At 74.0% G+C, this 18,355-nt stretch carries 14 protein-coding genes; 10 read left to right on the plus strand and 4 right to left on the minus strand.

The genetic code is table 11. The features are described 5' to 3' along the window. Positions 1–370: 370 nt before the first annotated feature. The 9 genes from AMK31_RS17620 (at position 371) to AMK31_RS17660 (ending at position 13,338) form a co-directional block, all read left to right on the plus strand. Positions 371–1,705: an O-acetylhomoserine aminocarboxypropyltransferase/cysteine synthase family protein gene (locus AMK31_RS17620; protein WP_241842662.1), complete on the plus strand. Its 1,335-nt coding sequence runs from the start codon at positions 371–373 to the stop codon at positions 1,703–1,705. 42 nt (positions 1,706–1,747) lie between these two features. Beyond that, complete coding sequence (metX, locus tag AMK31_RS17625) at positions 1,748–2,896, plus strand: homoserine O-acetyltransferase MetX (RefSeq protein WP_198948506.1); 1,149 nt, start codon at positions 1,748–1,750, stop codon at positions 2,894–2,896. Between the two features lie 31 nt (positions 2,897–2,927). Continuing rightward, a complete protein-coding gene (locus AMK31_RS17630) occupies positions 2,928–4,241 on the plus strand; it encodes an APC family permease (RefSeq protein ID WP_073941489.1) in 1,314 nt (437 codons plus the stop codon). Positions 4,242–4,302: 61 nt separating this feature from the next. After that, entirely contained in the window at positions 4,303–5,598 is a 1,296-nt protein-coding gene (locus AMK31_RS17635) for a homoserine dehydrogenase (protein WP_073941490.1), read from the plus strand. A gap of 2 nt (positions 5,599–5,600) precedes the next feature. Then, positions 5,601–6,989, plus strand: coding sequence for an MFS transporter (locus tag AMK31_RS17640; protein ID WP_073941491.1), 1,389 nt, complete (start codon positions 5,601–5,603; stop codon positions 6,987–6,989). A 118-nt stretch (positions 6,990–7,107) separates the two neighbouring features. Continuing rightward, positions 7,108–9,189, plus strand: a complete 2,082-nt coding sequence (locus AMK31_RS17645) for a molybdopterin oxidoreductase family protein (RefSeq protein ID WP_241842676.1) — start codon at positions 7,108–7,110, stop codon at positions 9,187–9,189. Beyond that, complete coding sequence (locus tag AMK31_RS17650) at positions 9,189–10,733, plus strand: FAD-dependent oxidoreductase (protein WP_073941493.1); 1,545 nt, start codon at positions 9,189–9,191, stop codon at positions 10,731–10,733. Before AMK31_RS17645 ends, AMK31_RS17650 begins: the two co-directional genes overlap by 1 nt. Then, positions 10,733–12,019 carry an aspartate kinase gene (locus AMK31_RS17655; RefSeq protein WP_073941494.1) on the plus strand — a complete coding sequence of 429 codons (1,287 nt, stop codon included), beginning with the start codon at positions 10,733–10,735 and terminating at the stop codon, positions 12,017–12,019. The genes AMK31_RS17650 and AMK31_RS17655 overlap by 1 nt, the downstream gene beginning before the upstream one ends. Then, positions 12,016–13,338 (plus strand): glutamate-5-semialdehyde dehydrogenase, encoded by a 1,323-nt coding sequence (locus AMK31_RS17660; RefSeq protein ID WP_073941495.1) that lies wholly within the window; start codon positions 12,016–12,018, stop codon positions 13,336–13,338. Before AMK31_RS17655 ends, AMK31_RS17660 begins: the two co-directional genes overlap by 4 nt. A 49-nt stretch (positions 13,339–13,387) precedes the next feature. On the opposite strand, the gene yczR is transcribed toward AMK31_RS17660, so the two are convergent. Continuing rightward, a complete protein-coding gene (gene yczR, locus AMK31_RS17665) occupies positions 13,388–14,842 on the minus strand; it encodes an aminotransferase-like domain-containing protein (RefSeq protein WP_241842663.1) in 1,455 nt (484 codons plus the stop codon). Positions 14,843–14,921: 79 nt separating this feature from the next. Here yczR and AMK31_RS17670 point away from each other — a divergent pair, with 79 nt between their 5' ends. Beyond that, on the plus strand, positions 14,922–16,013 hold the full coding sequence (locus AMK31_RS17670) for a trans-sulfuration enzyme family protein (protein ID WP_073941497.1): 1,092 nt from the start codon (positions 14,922–14,924) through the stop codon (positions 16,011–16,013). A 4-nt stretch (positions 16,014–16,017) separates the two neighbouring features. Here AMK31_RS17670 and AMK31_RS17675 read toward each other — a convergent pair whose 3' ends face one another. The 3 genes from AMK31_RS17675 to AMK31_RS17685 all read right to left on the minus strand — a co-directional run bounded on the left by AMK31_RS17675 (position 16,018) and on the right by AMK31_RS17685 (position 18,342). After that, a complete protein-coding gene (locus tag AMK31_RS17675; RefSeq protein ID WP_073941498.1) occupies positions 16,018–16,257 on the minus strand; it encodes a helix-turn-helix domain-containing protein in 240 nt (79 codons plus the stop codon). Beyond that, the gene (locus AMK31_RS17680) at positions 16,257–16,739 is read right to left on the minus strand and encodes a DUF2975 domain-containing protein (protein ID WP_073941499.1); all 483 of its coding nucleotides are present in this window, start codon (positions 16,737–16,739) and stop codon (positions 16,257–16,259) included. The genes AMK31_RS17675 and AMK31_RS17680 overlap by 1 nt, the downstream gene beginning before the upstream one ends. Before the next feature lie 133 nt (positions 16,740–16,872). Then, positions 16,873–18,342 (minus strand): FG-GAP-like repeat-containing protein, encoded by a 1,470-nt coding sequence (locus AMK31_RS17685; protein WP_073941500.1) that lies wholly within the window; start codon positions 18,340–18,342, stop codon positions 16,873–16,875. Positions 18,343–18,355: the final 13 nt, after the last annotated feature.

The raw sequence follows: 18,355 nt of genomic DNA on the forward strand, positions 1-18,355 counted from the left end.
TTCTCGCGCGTGAACCAGCGATCCTTCTTGCCGACATATCGGCTCCAACAGCCCGCCCCCGCGCAGCTTTTCAGCCCCGGTTGAACGTGTAACCACCCCCGCCGACCGAGCCCCCTCCCACCCCACCAGAGGTCTGTACCAAACATCGCCACGGCCAGTCCGCACACCGGTCGGCGCGCCCCGGCTGAGGGCCCGGAAACGGTGACTGACGGAGTCTCAGAAAGGCCCCCGCTAGCGAGCCGACAAGCCCGCCGCCAGGCACTTTCAGCCAACTGAGCGGCGATGATCATCACGTTGAGGCGTGTCGCACGGCGCTCCTAGCGTGGGGCGGGTCGCGTTCGTCGCTGCCTGCTGATCAATGGGGGATCACTTGCTGTCGCATCACGAAGAAGAGCTGTTCGGTACGCGTGGTTACGCGCGGCGGGAGTCCGCCGTCATCCAGGGCGGCCGCGAGATACGCATGGGGCTCAACGCCCCGCTCATCACGCCGATCCACATGACGGCTGCGTACGAGTTCCCGGACGCGGAGACGGCCGCCGGGATCTTCGGGCTGCAGCACAACGGGCACGCGTACAGCCGGCTGGGGAACCCCACGCTGAACGTGCTCGAAGAGCGGATTGCGCAGATCGACGGCGGTGTGGCCGCGCTCAGTGCCGCGACGGGGCAGGCCGCGGTGACGCTGGCGGTGCTGAACCTGGTCGAGGCGGGCGACAACGTCGTGGCGTCCAAGGAGCTGTTCGGTGGTTCGTGGAGCCTGCTCGGTGCCACGCTGAAACGTTTCGGCATCGAGACCCGCTTCGTCAGCCCGGAAGACCCGGAGAACTTCGGCCGGGCCACCGACGACCGCACGCGGCTGTACTTCGGTGAGACCCTGCCCAACCCCCGGCTGCGGATCTTCCCCATCGCCGAGGTCGCCGAGGTCGGCGCCCGGTACGGGGTGCCGCTCATCGTGGACAACACGCTGCAGCCCTTCACCTGCCGGCCGTTCGAGCACGGCGCGGCCGTCACCGTGTACTCCGGCACCAAGTACCTCGGCGGGCACGGCGCCGCGCTCGGCGGGCTCATCGTGGACAGCGGGAACTTCGACTGGGCCGCGTCGGAGCGCCACCCCCTGATGACCCGGCCCGACCCGGCGTACGGCAACGTCGTCTGGGGCGAGCAGGCCCGCAACCTGCCCGAGAGCCGCGGCCGCAGCAGCTACCTGTTCAAGGCCCGCGAGACCCTGCTCCGCGACTTCGGCATGAGCATGAGCCCGTTCAACGCCTGGCTCATCCTCCAGGGCATCGAGACCCTCCCGCTGCGCATGCCCGCCCATTCCGAGAACGCCCGCAAGGTCGCGGAGTTCCTCGTCGGGCACCCCAAGGTCTCCCTCGTACGCCACCCCGGTCTCGCGGAGGGCGAGGAGGCCAAGCAGGTCCTGCGCTACCTGGGCGACAGCACCGGCCCGATGGTGACCGTCGAGCTCGCCGGCGGGCGCGAGGCCGGCGCCCGGTTCATCGAGGCGCTGAAGCTCTTCTCGCACGTCAGCAACGTAGGCGACGTACGGTCACTGGCCACCCACCCCGCCTCCACCACGCACCGCCAGCTCCCCGAGGCCGATCTGCTGGCCGCCGGCATCACCCAGGGCTCGGTGCGGCTCTCCGTCGGCCTGGAACACCCCGACGACCTGATCCACGACCTGGCGCAGGCACTGGACGCCGCCTAGCCGGCCGGACACCACCGACCCACCGGACATCAGGGAATCACCGTGACCATCGACTGCCCGGCGCCGGTCGGCCAGTACGTCTCCCACCGGCGACTCTTCTCGGCCGACCACCCGCTGCGCCTCACATCGGGAGTGATCCTCCCGCAGGTACGGGTGGCCTACGAAACCTACGGCGAGCTCAACGCCGCCCGCGACAACGCTGTCTTCGTCTGCCACGCCCTGACCGGCGACTCGCACGTGGCCCGCCACCATCCCGGGGACAGCCCCGGATGGTGGGACGTCATGGTCGGGCCCGGTCGGCCGGTCGACACCGACGGCCTCTTCGTGATCTGCGCGAACGTGCTCGGCGGCTGTGCCGGCACCACCGCCGCGTGGCCCTCCGGCACCCCGCACGCCGCCGTGGACATCGCCGACATGGTCGCCGTCCACCGGGAGCTGGTCGCCGCCCTCGGGGTCCGCCGGCTGCGCGCGGTCATCGGCGGGTCGGTGGGCGGCATGCAGGCACTGGAGTGGCTGCTGCGCCACCCGGCCGACGCCGACGGCTACTTCATCGCCGCGGCGACCGGGCGGCAGAGCGCGGACAACCTGGCGTGGAACGCGATCGCCCGCGCGGCGATCCGCAGTGACCCGGAGTTCCTCGACGGCCGCTACCCGCGGCGCGGCGGCCCCCGCGACGGCCTGGGGATCGCCCGGATGATCGCGCACCTCACCTATCTGTCCGAGGCGTCCCTGCAGCGCAAGTTCGGGCGCGACGGCCGCCGGCCCGGCACCCGCTTCCATCCCTCCACCGTGGTCCAGGGGGACTTCGCCGTGGAGAGCTACCTGGAGCACCAGGCCGACAAGTTCGTCCGGCGCTTCGACGCCAACAGCTATCTGACGCTGACCGGCGCGATGGACCGCTTCGACGCGTTCTCGGTGCCGGACGCGCTCGGCACGGTCGACGTGCGGCCGAAGGTGAGGCTGTACAGCTTCACCCACGACCGGCTGTACGGCCCCGATCACAGCCGCCGGATCCAGGCGGAGCTGGCGGCCCGCGGGGTGCCGGCCCGGCACGACCAGGACGAGACCAGCGACGCCGGGCACGACGCGTTCCTGCTGGACGTACCGCCGTTCCTCGATGCGATGGCCGATTTCCTCCGCGGTCTCGGCGCGGCCCCCCACCCCTCCTCCCGCACCCTCACGCCCCGCTGACCGGGGCGGACGAGCCGCAAAGGAAGATCTGATGAGTACCAGTCACCGTATCGGGGTGGCTCAGGGCACCGCGCTGTTCGTCGGCGCGGTCCTCGGCGGCGGCGTCCTGGTCCTGCCCGCCCTCGCGGCCAAGGAAGCCGGGCCCGCCTCGCTGGTGGCGTGGGCCGCGCTGGTCGCCTTCTGCGTTCCCGTCGCCAGCGCCTTCGCCGCGCTCGGCATGCGCTACCCGGACGGCGGCGGGGTCGCCACCTACGCGGCCAAGGCGTTCGGCCCGAGCGCCGCCGCACCGGTCGGATGGCTCTTCTACTTCGCCGTACCGGCGGGCGTGACCAGCGCGGCCATCGTCGGCGGCGCCTACGTCGCGGACGCGCTCGGCGGCGGTCACGGCATGACGCTCGCCGTCGCCGCGCTCCTGCTGCTGGGCTCATTCACCAGCAACTGGCTCGGGCTCCGGCTCTCCGGCGGCCTGCAGCTGATGCTGGTGGGGCTGCTCGCCGCGCTGATGGTGGTGGCCATCGTCATCGCCGCGCCCGACGCGAGCGGCGACAACCTGACCCCGTTCGCCCCGCACGGCTGGCTGGCCGTCGGACACGCCGCAACCCTGCTGTTCTTCGCCTTCTCCGGCTGGGAGGCCGTCTCCCATCTGTCCGGGGAGTTCAGCGACCCACGCCGCCAGCTGCCCATCGTCACCGCCCTGACCATCGTCGTCGTCGCGGTGCTCTACCTCGGCGTCGCCTTCACCAGCGTCGCCGTGCTCGGCTCGGAGCCCAAGCGGTCCGGGGTGCCGCTCACCCTGCTGCTGGAACGCGGCATCGGCGACTGGGCCAGTGCCGTCACCGCGGTCGCGGCCGCGCTGCTCACCTTCGCCACCACCAACTCCTACATCGCCGGCGGCTCCCGGCTGGGCGCGGCGCTCGGCCGCGACGGCGACCTGCCGTCCTGGCTGGCGCCGGGCAACCGGGCCGGTGAGATCCCGAAGCGCAGCCTCTCCGTGCTCGCCTCGCTGGTCGCCGCCCTGCTGCTGACCGCCGCGGTCGCGGACATCGGCCTCGACCCGATCATGTCCGCCGCCTCGGCGTGCTTCGTCGCCGTGTACATCGCCGGTCTGTCCGCGGCCGTGAAACTGCTGCGCGGCAGCCGCCTCGGCCAGGTGGGCGCACTCGGCGCGCTCGCCGTCGTCCTCGTCGTCTTCGTCTTCTACGGCGCCTTCCTGGTGCTGCCCGTCGCCCTCGTGGCCGGCGCCAAGCTCTTCCAGTTGGCGCGCCGCCGCCGGGCCGCCGGCGGGGTCCCCGCCGCCCCCGCCGACGCCGCCGCGCTGACCGCCGACGGCGTCCCCTCCAAATGACCGTGCGGATCTCTTCCGCTGCCCGGCTTCGGCCGACTGACCGCCCTGGAGAAGACCTCCCATGAGACTCACCCCTCTGCGCGTCGCCCTGCTCGGCTTCGGCTCGGTGGGTTCCGAGGTGGCCCGGCTGCTGGTCTCCCGCCGCGACGAACTGGCCGCCCGGATCGGCGTACCGGTGGAACTCGCCGGCATCGCCGTCCGCCGCCCCCGCCCGGAGACCCACGGGCTGGACCCCGCCCTGTTCACCCTCGACCCGGCCCGGCTGGTGGCGCGCGGCGACATCGACGTCGTCGTCGAGCTGATCGGCGGTATCGAACCGGCGAAGTCGCTGCTCACCTCGGGCATGGAGGCCGGCGCCTCGGTGGTCACGGCGAACAAGGCGCTGATCGCCACGGACGGCACCGAACTCCACGAGATCGCCCACAAACACGGCGTGGACCTGGTCTACGAGGCCGCGGTCGCGGGCGCCGTACCCCTGCTGCGCCCGCTGCGGGAGTCCCTGGCCGGCGACCGGGTGCACCGGGTGGCCGGCATCGTCAACGGCACCACCAACTACGTCCTCGACCGGATGACCACCTCCGGCGGCACCTTCCGCACCGCGCTCGCCGAGGCGCAGCGCCTGGGGTACGCCGAGGCCGACCCCACCGCCGACGTGGAGGGGCACGACGCCGCCGCGAAGGTGGCGATCCTCGCCCGGCTGGCCTTCGGTACGCGGGTGTCCCTGGACGACGTCCACTGCGAGGGGATCTCCGCCATCACCCCGGCGGACATCGCCCACGCCGCGGACGAGAACGCGGTGATCAAGCTGCTCGGCGTGGCCGAGCGGACCGACGCCGGAGTGAGCGCGCGGGTGCTGCCGGCACTGGTGCCCGCGGACCATCCGCTGGCCGCGGTCCGGGGCGCGTACAACGGCATCTTCGTCGAGGCGGAGGCCGCCGGGGAGCTGATGTTCCACGGCCAGGGCGCGGGCGGCGCGCCGACGGCCAGCGCGGTGCTCGGCGACCTGGTCGCGGTCTGCCGCAACCGGGTGGCGGGCACCACCGAACACCACCAGCCGCCGGCCGCCGACCTGCGTCTGGTCCCCATGGACGAGGTCGGTGCCCGGCACTGCCTGAGCATGCTCGTCACCAACCAGCCCGGTGTGCTCTCCGAGGTGGCCGCGGCGTTCGGCGCGCACGGCGTCTCCCTCGTCACCATCCGCCAGGACGTCCTGGGCGCGGAGGCCACCCTCACGGTCACCACCGACACCGCGACGGACGCCGCGATCGGCGCGGTGGTGAAGGATCTGCGGTCGCTGGAGCCGGTGCGCGGTCTGAACCGCGGCATCCGAATATTCGGCGCGGGCAGGGGCCGTTGACCATGCCCGAGACACGGACCGTTCCCGAGCCCGGCGGCGGTGCGCCGCCGGCCGTCCGGGACGGCGGCCGCTGGGTCGGACACTGGGATCCGGAGTCCCGCTCCTTCTGGGAGGGCGGCGGCCGCCGCACCGCCCGGCGCAACCTGATCTGGTCGGTCGTCGTCGAACATCTGGGCTTCACCGTGTGGACGCTGTGGAGCGTCGTCGCGGTCGAGCTGTCGGACCGGCGGTTCTCCGCCGACCAGCTGTTCTGGCTGGTCGCCCTGCCCAACCTGGTCGGCGCCGTGCTGCGGGTGCCGTACACCTTCGCGCCCGCCCGGTTCGGCGGCCGCAACTGGACCGTCGCCAGCACCCTGCTGCTGCTGGTGCCCGCCGTGCTGCTGAGCGCGGCCGTGGACGATCCGGACACCCCGTACTGGGTGTTCCTGCTCATCGCCGCCACCGCCGGGCTGGGCGGCGGCAACTTCGCCTCCAGCATGGCCAACATCACCCACTTCTTCCCCGCCTCCCGGCAGGGCCTCGCGCTCGGCCTGAACGCGGCGGGCGGCAACATCGGGGTCAGCTCCGTGCAGCTCGTGCTGCCGCTGATCACCGGGGCCCTGGGGCTCGCCGCCGCCGGACTGTTCTGGGTGCCGCTCATCCTGGTGTCGGCGCTCGGCGCGTTCCTGCGCATGGACAACCTGCGCGCGGCCCGCCCGGACGAGGGCGGCGCCCGCCGGGCCGCCCGGGATCCGCAGACCTGGCTGGTCTCGCTGCTCTACATCGGCACGTTCGGCTCGTTCATCGGGTACGCCACGGCGCTCCCGCTGCTGGTGTCGCTGGAGTTCCCGGGCACCGGGGCGGCGTCGTACGTCTTCCTCGGCGCCCTGGTCGGCTCCTGCACCCGGCCGCTGGGCGGGCTGCTCGCCGACCGGTTCGGCGGCGCCCGGGTGACGGCGTGGAACTTCCTCGCCATGGCGGTGGCGGTACTCGGGGCGCTCGCCGCGCTGCGCTCCCACCACTACCCGTCCTTCCTCCTCGCCTTCTTCCTCCTGTTCGTGACCGCGGGCCTCGGCAACGGCTCCACGTACCGGATGATCCCGGCGATCTTCCGCGCGCGGGCGCTGCGGGACGTGCCCGGCGACGACCCGGCGGCGCGGCGGGACGCGCTCGCCCGGGGCCGGCGGGACGGCTCCACGGCCCTCGGCCTGACCTCGGCGGTCGGCGCGGCCGGCGGCTTCCTCGTCAACCGCGCGTTCGGCTCCTCCGTGGCCGGTACGGGCGACTCGGGGGCGGCGCTGCTCGCGTTCGCGGCGTTCTACGGGGTCTGCCTCGCGCTGACCTGGTTCTGCTACCTGCGGCGGAGCTTCGCCGTCGGCCGCGTGCCGAGCCTGGCGGCCGCCGATGTCTGAGTCCTCCGTGCGTGTCCAGGAGTCCACCGTGCATGTCCAGGAGCCCACCGGACCGGAGTCCTCCACGGCACCCGGCACCGTCGCCACCCACTGCCCCTACTGCGCGCTCCAGTGCGGCATGCTGCTGAGCCGTGACGGCGCCGGCCGGGTGAGCGTCCAGGCCCGGGACTTCCCCACCAACCAGGGCGGGCTGTGCCAGAAGGGCTGGACCTCCGCCGACCTGCTCACCTCACCCGACCGGCTCACCACTCCGCTGGTCCGCCGCGCCAAGGGCGGTGAACTGGAGCCCGCCACCTGGGATGAGGCCCTGGAGCGGGTCGTGCGGGGCATCCGGGACATCCAGCGGCGGGCCGGGCGGGACGCCGTGGCCGTGTTCGGCGGCGGCGGGCTGACCAACGAGAAGGCCTACCTCCTCGGCAAGTTCGCCCGGGTCGCGCTCGGCACGGCGGCCATCGACTACAACGGCCGCTTCTGCATGTCGTCGGCGGCCGCCGCCGGGCTCAGGGCGTTCGGGCTGGACCGCGGCATGCCGTTCCCGCTGACCGACGTCGCCGCCGCCGACACGATCCTGCTCGCGGGCGGCAACCCGGCGGAGACCATGCCGCCGTTCGCCCGGTACCTGAACGAACAGCGGCGGGCCGGCGGCGACCTCGTCGTCGTCGACCCCCGGCGCACCCCCACGGCCGCCCAGGCCACCCTGCACCTGCGGCCCGTCCCCGGCACCGACCTGGCGCTGGCCAACGGCCTGCTGCACATCGTGGTCAGCACCGGCCTCCTCGACGAGACGTACGTCGCGCGGCGCACGAACGGGTTCGACGAGGTGCGGCGGGCCGTCGCCGCGTACTGGCCGGAGCGGGTCGAGCGGATCACCGGGGTGCCGGTCGCCGACCAGTACCGCGCGGCCCGGCTGCTCGGCGCGGCCCGCCACGCGGTGATCCTCACCGGGCGGGGCGCCGAACAGCACAGCAAGGGCACCGACACCGCCTCCGCGTTCATCAACCTGGCGCTCGCCCTCGGCCTGCCCGGCACACCCGGCTCCGGCTACGCGTGCCTGACCGGCCAGGGCAACGGGCAGGGCGGACGGGAACACGGCCAGAAAGCCGACCAGTTGCCGGGGTACCGGCGCATCGACGACCCCGCCGCCCGGCGGCACGTCGCCCGCGTCTGGGGCGTCGACCCGGACGCGCTGCCGGGCGCCGGGCCGAGCGCGTACGAACTGCTCGACGCGCTCGGCACGCCGGGCGGACCGCAGGGGCTGCTCGTCCTCGGCAGCAACCCGGTGGTGTCCGCCCCCAACGCCCGGCACGTCGAGCGGCGGCTGCGCGCCCTCGAACTCCTCGTCGTCGCCGACCCGTTGCTCAGCGAGACCGCGGCGCTCGCGGACGTCGTACTGCCGTCGGCGCAGTGGGCGGAGGAGGACGGCACCATGACCAACCTGGAGGGCCGGGTGCTGCGCCGCCGCCGGCTCCAGCCCCCGCCGCCCGGCGTCCGCACGGACCTGGCGACCCTCTCCGAACTGGCCCGCCGCCTCGGCCACCCGACCGGCTTCCCCACCGACCCGGCCACCGTCTTCACCGAACTCCGCCGGGCGAGCAACGGCGGCGCCGCCGACTATTCGGGGATCACGTACGACCGTATCGACCGGCAGAACGGGGTCTTCTGGCCGGCTCCGGCCGGCGAGGACACGCCGGAAGGCGGCGCCGCGGCCGCGCCCGGCACCGAAGCCCGCGCCCGGAACGGCGTCACCGGCACGCCCCGTGTGTTCCTCGACGCGTTCGCGCACCCGGACGGCCGTGCCCGGTTCGTGGTGGTGGAGCACCGGCCCGCGGCGGAGGAACCCGACTCGGAGCATCCGCTCCTCCTGACCACCGGACGGATCATGCAGCACTACCAGAGCGGCGCCCAGACGCGCCGTGTCCCCGCGCTGGCCGAGGCGGCCCCGCGGCCCTTCGTGGAAGTCCACCCCGATCTCGCGCGGCGGCTGGGGATCTCGGCGGGGGAACTCGTCCGGGTCGTCAGCCGGCGCGGCAGTGCCGAGGCGGAGGCCCGGCTCACGTCCGCCGTCCGCCCGGACACCGTGTTCATGCCGTTCCACTGGGGCGGCGCCGGACGGGCCAACTCGCTCGTCGGCGACGCGTTGGACCCGGTCTCGCGGATGCCGGAGTTCAAGGTGAGCGCGGTCCGGCTGGAGCGCATCTGATGCGGCACGTCGTGATCGTGGGCGCCGGTATGGCGGGGCACCGCGTGGCGGACGAGGTCCGGGCCCGGCGGCCCGGCTGGCGGATCACCCTCGTCGGCGCCGAACCCCACCGGCCGTACAACCGCGTGCTGTTGACGAATCTGCTGGCGGGCCGCGCGACGGAGGATTCCGTCGAGCTGCCCCGGCAGGACGAGGGGACCGCCGTCGTGACGGGCGTCCGGGTCACCGCCGTCGACCGGGCCGCGCGGACCGTCACCACCGACGACGGCCGCGTCACCGGCTACGACACGCTGGTCCTGGCCACCGGCGGGGTCGCCTGGCTGCCGCCGGTCAAGGGCCTGGTCGGCGACAGCGGCCGCCCGCACCCCGGCACCGCCGCGTTCCGCACGCTCGCCGACTGCCGCCGCATCCTCGGCCTGGCGGAGGCCGCCGTGGCCTCGGCGCCTTCGGGGCGGTCGCCGCGCGCCCTGGTGCTCGGCGGCGGGCTGCTCGGCGTCGAGGCGGCGCGGGGGCTGGCGCAGCGGGGTCTGGAGGTGCGGGTCCTGCATGCCGCCGACCGCCTGATGGAACGCCAGCTGGACGCGGCGGCCGGGCGGGTCCTCGGCCGGGCGCTGGACCGGCTGGGCATCGCCGTGGAACTCGGCGCGGCCGTCACCGAGGTGACCGCCGAGGACGGGCGGCTGACCGGTGTGAAGTGCGCCGACGGGCGGAACATCGCCGGTGATCTGCTCGTCGTCTCGTGCGGTGCCCAGCCCGACACCCGCCTCGCCGAGGCGGCCGGTCTGCCCGTCGGCCGGGGCGTCGTGGTGGACGACCGGATGCGTACCGCCGATCCGCACGTGTACGCGGTCGGCGACTGCGCCGAGCACCGGGGCACCGTGCACGGCCTGGTGGCGCCCGCCTGGGAGCAGGCCGCGGTCGCCGCGCAGGCGATCACCCAGGACCCGCGGGGCATGCCGTACCGGGGCTCTCGGATCGTCACCCGCCTGAAGGCGGCCGGCATCGACCTCACGGCGATGGGCGAGACCCAGCTCACCGAGGACGACGCGTACAGCGCGGACGAGGGCGCTCCGCCCGAGGTGGTCCGCTTCCTCGACACCCGGCGCGGCACCTACCAGAAGCTGATCCTGCGCGAGAACCGGGTGACCGGCGCCATCCTGATCGGCGGCAGCACGGGCGCCACGGCCGGCGCCGGCACGGTCACGGGGCTCTTCGACCGGCAGGCCGAGGCCCCGCTGGACCGGCGGCTGCTGCTGTTCCCCGAGTTCCCCGAACCGGGCGTGGCGGCGGCCGGTGTCGCTCCCGGCGCGGCCGGGCTGCCCGGCGACGCCGTGGTCTGCCAGTGCAACGCGGTCACCAAGGACGCGATCACGCGGTGCCGGCGGGCCGGTGCCGGGGACGTCGCCGCGGTCGCCGCCCGGACCCGGGCCACCACCGGCTGCGGCAGCTGCCGCCCGCTCGTGGAGGAACTCCTCGCCCGGCCCGCCGATCCCGCCGTCCCCTCTGCCGAGGTCCACGGCCACACTCACCGAAAGGAACCCTGATGGCCCTTGTCGTGCAGAAGTACGGCGGCTCGTCCGTGGCCGACGCCGAGTCCGTCAAGCGGGTCGCCCGCCGCGTGGTGGCGGCCCGCGAGAGCGGCGACGACATCGTCGTCGTGGTCTCCGCCATGGGCGACACCACGGACGATCTGCTCACCCTCGCCGAGGAGGTCGGCGCGGACGGCCACAGCCGCGAGCTGGACATGCTGCTCACCGCGGGCGAGCGGATCTCCATGGCGCTGCTGGCGATGGCCGTCGGCGACCTCGGGTACGACGCCCGGTCGTTCACCGGCTCGCAGGCCGGCGTCGTCACGGACGCGGAGCACGGCCGGGCGCGCATCACCGAAGTGGCCCCCAAGCGCCTGCGGGAGGCTCTCGACGAGGGCGCGATCGTCATCGTCGCGGGCTTCCAGGGCGTGAGCCGGGAGACGAACGACATCACCACCCTCGGCCGCGGCGGCTCCGACACCACGGCGGTGGCGCTGGCCGCCGCGCTCGACGCCGACGTCTGCGCGATCTGCACGGACGTCGACGGCGTGTTCACCGCCGACCCCAGAATCGTCCCGGCGGCGCGGAAGATCGACCGGATCGCCGCCGAGGACATGCTCGAACTGGCCGCGCACGGCGCGAAGATCCTGCATCTGCGCTCCGTGGAGTTCGCCCGCCGGTTCGGCGTCCCCATCCATGTGCGCTCGTCCTTCAGCGAGAAGGACGGCACCTGGGTCACCGACCGAGGAGTCGGGAAGACGGCAGCAGGAGGAGAGAACATGGAACAGCCGGTCATCTCCGGCATCGCGCACGACCGGAGCCAGGCGAAGGTCACCATCGGGGGCGTCCCCGACAAGACCGGGGCGGCGGCCGTCATCTTCACGGCCCTCGCCGAGGCGGGCGTCAACCTCGACATGATCGTGCAGAACGTGTCGGCGGCCGCCACCGGGCTCACCGACATCTCCTTCACCCTCGCCGGCGCCGACTGCGCCGCGGCGCTGAGCGTCGTCGAAGGGCTCAAGGACCGGATCGGCTATCTGGACGTGCGGCACGACGACCGCATCGGCAAGCTGTCGGTGGTCGGCTCCGGCATGCGCTCCCACCCGGGCGTCTCGGCCACGCTGTTCTCCGCGCTGGCCGAGACCGGCATCAACATCGACATGATCTCCACCTCCGAGATCCGCATCTCCGTGGTGGTCCACATCCACGACCTGGAGGCCGCGGCGCTCGCCGCGCACAGCGCCTTCGGACTCGACTCCGACGGCATCGAGGCCGTCGTCCACGCAGGGACCGGCCGATGAGCGAGAAGTCACCCACGGCGTCCCGCGGCGGCGTCCTGGAGGCGGCCGCCGCGGCCCGGCGGGCGGCCGTCCCGCTGGCCACGCTGTCCGGCGCCGACAAGGACGCGGCGCTGGAGGCGGTCGCCGACGCCCTGCTGGCCCGCTCCGGCGAGATCCTTCAGGCCAACCGCCGGGACGTCGAGGCGGCGCTGGCCGCCGGGAAGCCGGAGTCGGTGCTCGACCGGCTGCGGATGGACGAGGCGGGCGTCGCCGGGGTCGCCGCCACCGTGCGGCAGGTGGCCGCGCTGCCCGACCCGGTCGGCGAGACGACGTACTCCTCGGTCCTCCCCAACGGCCTGGACGTACGGCGGATCCGGGTGCCGCTCGGTGTGATCGCCTTCGTCTACGAGGGCCGCCCGAACGCCACCGCCGACGCCGCCGCCCTCTGCCTGAAGAGCGGCAACGCCGTGCTGCTGCGCGGCTCCTCCGTCGCGCGGGCGACCGATTCGGCGCTGATCGCGGTGATCCGGGGCGCGCTGGCCGGGACCGCCGTACCCGTCGACGCGGTCCAGCGGGTGCCCGGCGACGACCGGTCCTCCGTGCGGGAGCTGATGACGGCCAGGGGGCTGGTCGACCTGCTGATCCCGCGCGGCGGAACGGGCCTGATCCGCACCGTCGTCGAGGGCGCCACCGTCCCCGTCCTCGAGACCGGCATCGGCAACTGCCACGTCTACGTCGACGAGGACGCCGATCCGGCCATGGCGCTGTCGGTGCTGCTCAACTCGAAGACGCAGCGCCCCTCGACGTGCAACGCGGCGGAGTCGCTGCTGGTCCACGCGAAGATCGCCGACACGTTCCTGCCGGCCGCGCTGGCCGCGCTGCGCGAGGCGGGCGTCACCGTCCACGGTGACGCGCGGGTGGCCGGGTACGACCGGGCCGTGGTGCCGGCCACCGAGGAGGACTGGGCGGCGGAGTACCTGTCCCCGGACATCTCCGCGGCGGTCGTGGACTCGCTGGACGACGCGGTCGCGCACATCCGGCGGTACGGCTCCGGGCACACCGAGTCGGTCGTCACGCGGTCGGCGGCCGCCGCCGAGCGGTTCACGTCGCTGGTCGACTCCGCGGTCGTCGCCGTGAACGTCTCCACCCGGTACGTCGACGGCGGCGAGATGGGACTCGGCGCGGAGGTCGGGATCTCCACGCAGAAGGTCCACGCCCGCGGGCCGATCGCGCTCGCCGAGCTGACCACGGCCAAGTACGTCCTCACCGGCGACGGCCACGTCCGGGGCGCCGCGCCCGCGGCCCCCGGCCTGAGCTGTGACGCCCTGTCCGGCGGCTGAGCGGGTGGCGCGGGACCGTCCCGTGGTCCCGCGCCACGCGTCCGGGGTGTCAGACGGCGAGCCCGTTCATCACCACGCGGCCGGGCTCGTCCTTCTGGTACCGGCGCCAGGCGGCGGCGAGCCGGCTCACCGCCTCGTCCAGCTCGTCCTCGGCGAGCAGGAACGGCAGCCGCAGCCGGTCCGCGTCACCGCCGGCCGGGTGCAGCGAGGCGCCGGGCAGGACGGCGACGCCGTGGCGCAGCGCGGTCTGCGCGAACGTCGAGGCGTCACCGTCGGGCAGCCGCACCCACAGGGTCTGGCCGCCCTCGGCGGGCCGGAAGTCCCAGTCGGGCAGCCGGCGGGACAGCGCGGCGCACAGGTGGTCGTGGCGCACGCGAAGCTGCTCGGCGCGCTGCCGGGCGAGGTCGTCCAGGCCGGGCAGCAGCTCGGCGGCGGCCAGCTGGGACAGGACGTCGCTGCCGAAGTCCTGCGGGGCCTTCAGCCGGGCCAGCCGCGACACCAGCGACGCCTTGGCCCTGATCCAGCCGATGCGCAGCCCGCCCCAGGCCAGCTTGCTCAGCGAGCCGACGGTGATGACCTGGCCGTCGGTGTCGAAGGCGGCCAGTCCGGGCGGTGCGGTGCCGTCGAAGGTGAGCGAGCCGAGCACCTCGTCGTCGATGAGCGGTACGTCGTGCCGGCGGGCCGCTTCGACCAGGCGGCGGCGGATCAGGGACGGCACGACCGTGCCCGTCGGGTTGTGGCAGGTCGGCACCAGGTAGGCCAGCGCGGGGCGGTGCTCGGCGACCGCGCGGCACCACGCCTCCGCGTCCAGGCCGTCCGTGCCGGTGGGCACCGACCGGACGACCGCGGCCGCCTCGCGCAGCAGTTCCAGCGCGCCGGGGTAGGTCGGCGCCTCGACCAGGACCTGGTCGCCGGGTGCGACCAGCAGCCGGACGAGCAGGGCCAGTGCCTGCTGGGCGCCGGTGGTGACGAGGATCTGCTCGGGGTCGGTGTGCGTGCCGCGTCCGGTGTAGTGGCGGGCGAGCGCGGCCCGCAGGTCGGGGTGCCCGGCGGGGTGGTAGCCGAGGTCCGGGGAGGGCGCGGCGAGCCGGGACAGTCCGGCCTGGTAGGCGGCGAGGAGTTCCGGGGGCGGTGCGTCGGGTGCCGCGCAGGCCATCTGGAGTACGCCGTCGGGCGGTTCGAGGAAGTTGAGGAACATCGGGTGCGCGGTGCCGGCCTGGCCCGGGGCCTTGGTGTCGCCGTCGTGCGGCGCGGACGGGGTCACCCAGGTGCCGCTGCCCTGACGCCGCCGCAGCCGCCCCTCCAGACGGAGCGGTTCGTAGGCGGCGACCAGGGTGGCCCGGCCCACGGCCAGTCTCTGGGCCAGCTCACGCTCCGGCGGCAGCCGGGTGCCCGGGGCCAGATCGCCCGCGTCGATGAGTTCGCGCAGCCGCCGGGCGAGCAGCAGATGCAGCGGACCGCGCCCGGCCGACCAGCGGCCGAGCTGGAAAACCAGAAGATCCACATCGATTGGCTTCATCAGTGAGCCAATATAACGAGATTGGCACTGCCGTGACCCGAGTACGGCGGTGAGGATCGCCGATATGACCCTCTCCCCGCTGCTTCACGACCGGCCCGGCGACCCCAGCCGGTCTCTTGGACGCACCGGCACGCTCGAATCCCTGGCCGTGCACTCCGGCGACCGCGGCCTCACCCGCCTCGCGCCACAGGCGCTGGAGACCGCCATGGCCGACCTGGAGGACGGCGCCGCCGCGCTCGCCACCGCCACCGGCGCGGCCGCCCTCGACAGCGTGCTCGCCTGCCATCTGCGTCCCGGCGACCACGCCGTCGCGCAGTGCTCCCCGTACGGGGGCAGCCTGGCGCGGTTCCGCGCGCTGGAACGCGGCCGTGGCGTGAGCGTCACCTACGTGTCCGGCCGCAGCGCCGAGGAGGTGGCCAGGGCGATCCGTCCCACCACCCGGCTGCTGTACGTGGAAACCCTCGCCGGCCCCCTCGCGGATGTCTGCGACCTGCCGGCCATGACCGGCCTCGCCCGGAAGGCCGGGCTGATGACGGTCGTCGACAACACCTTCGCCTCCCCGGTGCTGTGCCGGCCGCTCCAGCACGGCGCGGACGTCGTCATCCACTCCACCACCGCCTACATCGGCGGCCACACCGACATGACCGGCGGCATCGCCGTCTTCGCCGACGAGCGGCAGCACCGCAGGGTCCGCGACCGGGTCCGCGCGCTGCGGCAGGGCGGCGACCCGTTCACCGGCTGGCTCACCCTGCGCGGGCTGCGCACCCTGCCGCTGCGGATGCGCCAGCACTGCGAGAACGCGGGCGCCCTCGCCCGGCGCCTCGCCGCGCATCCGGCGGTCGCCGCCGTCCACTGGCCGGGCCTGCCCGGCCACCGCGGTCACCGGGTGGCGGCCCGGCTCCTCGGGGACTACGGCGGGCTGCTCGCCTTCGGCATCGCCGGCGGCCGCGACGCCGCCCGGCAGTTCGTCGAGCGGGTGACGCTGGCCCAGTCGAGCACCGCCCTCGGCGGCATGGAGACCCTCGTCCACCACCCCGACAGCTCGGTGCTGCGGGCGGTCGGCGCGAGCGAGGGAACGGTCCGTGTCTCCGTCGGCATCGAGAACCCCGACCACCTCTGGTCCGACTTCGTCCACGCGCTGCCGTCACCCTGGTAGCCGCCTACGACGCCCCGACCTGGAGGGTGCCCGGCACTTCCTCGGGCACCCACCGCAGCAGGTCCCCCGGCTGGCAGTCCAGGACCTCGCAGAGCGCGGCGAGGGTGGTGAACCGGACCGCCTTGGCCCGGCCGTTCTTCAGGACGGCCAGGTTGGCGGGGGTGATGCCGACCCGCTCGGCCAGCTCGCCCACGGACATCTTGCGTCTGGCGAGCATGACGTCGATGTCGACGACGATCGGCATCAGATCACCTCGGCGAGCTCGGCCTGCATCCGGGACGCCTCGGCGTCGCGGTCGACGGCTTGCGCGAGGAGCATCCGCAGCACCAGCACGATGAGCGCCACACCGAGAACCGCGAGTCCGACCCCGCCGATCAGCAGCACGACACCCGGCGCGACGGCCTCACCCGGGGCGAGGACCACGCCGAGCGCGAAGACCAGCAGAGCGGCGGCGGTCATCGCCCCGATGACGACGTGCACGTACCGGAACGCCCCGTGCGAGAAGACGGTCCCCCGCCGCGCCATCGTCACGAGCCGCCACACACAGACGAGCACCACCTCGGCCGTCACCAGCCCCAGCAGCACGATCACGACCACCGGCACCCGCGGCCCGAAGTCCCGCAGATCGGCGGCCAGCAACGGCACCATCACCGCTTGCACGAACAACGCCCCGGCGAGCAACGCGACAAGCACGGCACGCAGGGCCAGCACGGTCAGTCTGCCCATGGACATCCCCTTCCCCTTATCGAACATCGATGGGAATCTATCGAAAAACGATAGCGCAGGGAAGAAGTGAAGGGCCGGCCCCAGGAGCACAGGCCCCGGGACCGGCCCTCGCACTGCCGTCCTCGCGCTGCCGTCAGATGGTGGAACGGGCGCTGGGGAAGGAGGTGCCGTAGACGATTTCCGAGTAGCGGAGTTTGAGGCCTGCCGCTGTGCCGGTGATGGTGGTGGAGCCGTTGGTGGAGGGGCCGTTGGCGGTGCCGCGGGCCTGCCAGACCAGGCCGTCGGAGTTCTCGCCCGGCGCCCCGACGACGGTTTCCGCCCGGCCGTCCTTGTCGAGGTCGGCGAGGTGGGTCGCGGCGCCGAAGGCGTCGCCGCGTTCCGCGCTGCCGGGTACGCCGGTGGTGTTCTGGCTGTAGGAGACCGACTTGGCGGCCGTCAGACCCGTGGCCGAGCCGCGCAGGAGGGTCGCCGTGCCCGCCGAGGCGAGGGAGCCGACCGCCTCCTGCGGCGCGCCCACCAGGACGTCCGCGTACTTGTCGCCGTTGGTGTCGCCGACGGAGAGGGTCGCGCCGAACAGGTCGGCGTTCTCCCCGGTTCCCGGGACGCCCGCCGTGTCCTGGTGGAAGATCCTCGGCTTCTGGTCGGCGGTGATGCCCTCCGGGCCGCCGTAGAGGACCTGGATCTCGCCGCCCCGGTGGGCGGGGGTCTGCCCGGACATCAGGGACGCGTCGTAGGGGTTGCCGGTGACCAGATCGCCGTAGCCGTCACCATCGAGGTCGCCGATCTGGCCGGTGAGGCCGTCGGCCAGCGGGAGTTCGGTGTACGTGCCGTCCGGGTTCTCGAGGTGGACGGGGCCGCTGACGTCGCCGTCCGTCGGGCCGGGCAGCCAGAAGCGCTCCGCCTCGCCGTCGCCGTCGACGTCGCCCATGACGACGCCCCGGTTGGTGCCGAGGGCGTTGACGAAGGCGCGCGCGGCGGGGCGCCCGGTGCGGGTGAACGGGCCGGTGTAGGTGGTGGCACCGCACTGCCCGGTCACGCCGAGGTCGGGCGCGCCGTCCCCGTCGACGTCACCCGCGGCGATACCCGCCGCGAACTGGCAGCCCTCGTCCAGACCGGTCGGCGTGGGGATCGTCGCGCCGCCCTTGAGACCGCCGGAGCCGCCCCATACGACGGTGAGCGAGCCGGTGCCCCACATGGTGCCCGCGGATTCGCCGGGCGTGCCGACCAGCAGGTCGGCGTAGCCGTCGCGGTCGAGGTCGGCGGTGCCGACGGCCGAACCGAAGCCGTCCCACTCCTCCGCCGTGCCGGGGATTCCGCTGGTGGCCTGGGTGATGACGGTGCGGCGGGACGCCGTCGCGCCGTTCGCCGAGCCGTAGTGCACGACCACCGCGCCCGCCGCGTCGACGGTCCCGTTGGCCGCGCCGGGCGCGCCGACGGCCAGGTCGCGGTAGCCGTCGCCGTTGAAGTCGTCCTGCACGGCAGCGGTGTTGGCGCCGTGGTAGGGGCCCGTGGCGGTGGCGGACGGGGCGGGCAGGGCGACGGTGAGCGCGGCGGCCGCACTCACGGCGACGGCGGCGGCCAGAGCCGCACGCGAGATCGACATGGCGGCTCCGGAG

The organism is Streptomyces sp. TSRI0107, from assembly GCF_001905845.1.
GTDB lineage: Bacteria > Actinomycetota > Actinomycetes > Streptomycetales > Streptomycetaceae > Streptomyces.

Coding starts and splice junctions, on each gene's coding strand:
- AMK31_RS17630 (WP_073941489.1), top strand. CDS start 2,928: ATGAGTACCAGTCACCGTATCGGGGTGGCTCAGGGCACCGCGCTGTTC.
- AMK31_RS17635 (WP_073941490.1), top strand. CDS start 4,303: ATGAGACTCACCCCTCTGCGCGTCGCCCTGCTCGGCTTCGGCTCGGTG.
- AMK31_RS17640 (WP_073941491.1), top strand. CDS start 5,601: ATGCCCGAGACACGGACCGTTCCCGAGCCCGGCGGCGGTGCGCCGCCG.
- AMK31_RS17645 (WP_241842676.1), top strand. CDS start 7,108: ATGCTGCTGAGCCGTGACGGCGCCGGCCGGGTGAGCGTCCAGGCCCGG.
- AMK31_RS17650 (WP_073941493.1), top strand. CDS start 9,189: ATGCGGCACGTCGTGATCGTGGGCGCCGGTATGGCGGGGCACCGCGTG.
- AMK31_RS17655 (WP_073941494.1), top strand. CDS start 10,733: ATGGCCCTTGTCGTGCAGAAGTACGGCGGCTCGTCCGTGGCCGACGCC.
- AMK31_RS17660 (WP_073941495.1), top strand. CDS start 12,016: ATGAGCGAGAAGTCACCCACGGCGTCCCGCGGCGGCGTCCTGGAGGCG.
- AMK31_RS17670 (WP_073941497.1), top strand. CDS start 14,922: ATGACCCTCTCCCCGCTGCTTCACGACCGGCCCGGCGACCCCAGCCGG.
- AMK31_RS17675 (WP_073941498.1), bottom strand. CDS start 16,257: ATGCCGATCGTCGTCGACATCGACGTCATGCTCGCCAGACGCAAGATG.
- AMK31_RS17680 (WP_073941499.1), bottom strand. CDS start 16,739: ATGGGCAGACTGACCGTGCTGGCCCTGCGTGCCGTGCTTGTCGCGTTG.
- AMK31_RS17685 (WP_073941500.1), bottom strand. CDS start 18,342: ATGTCGATCTCGCGTGCGGCTCTGGCCGCCGCCGTCGCCGTGAGTGCG.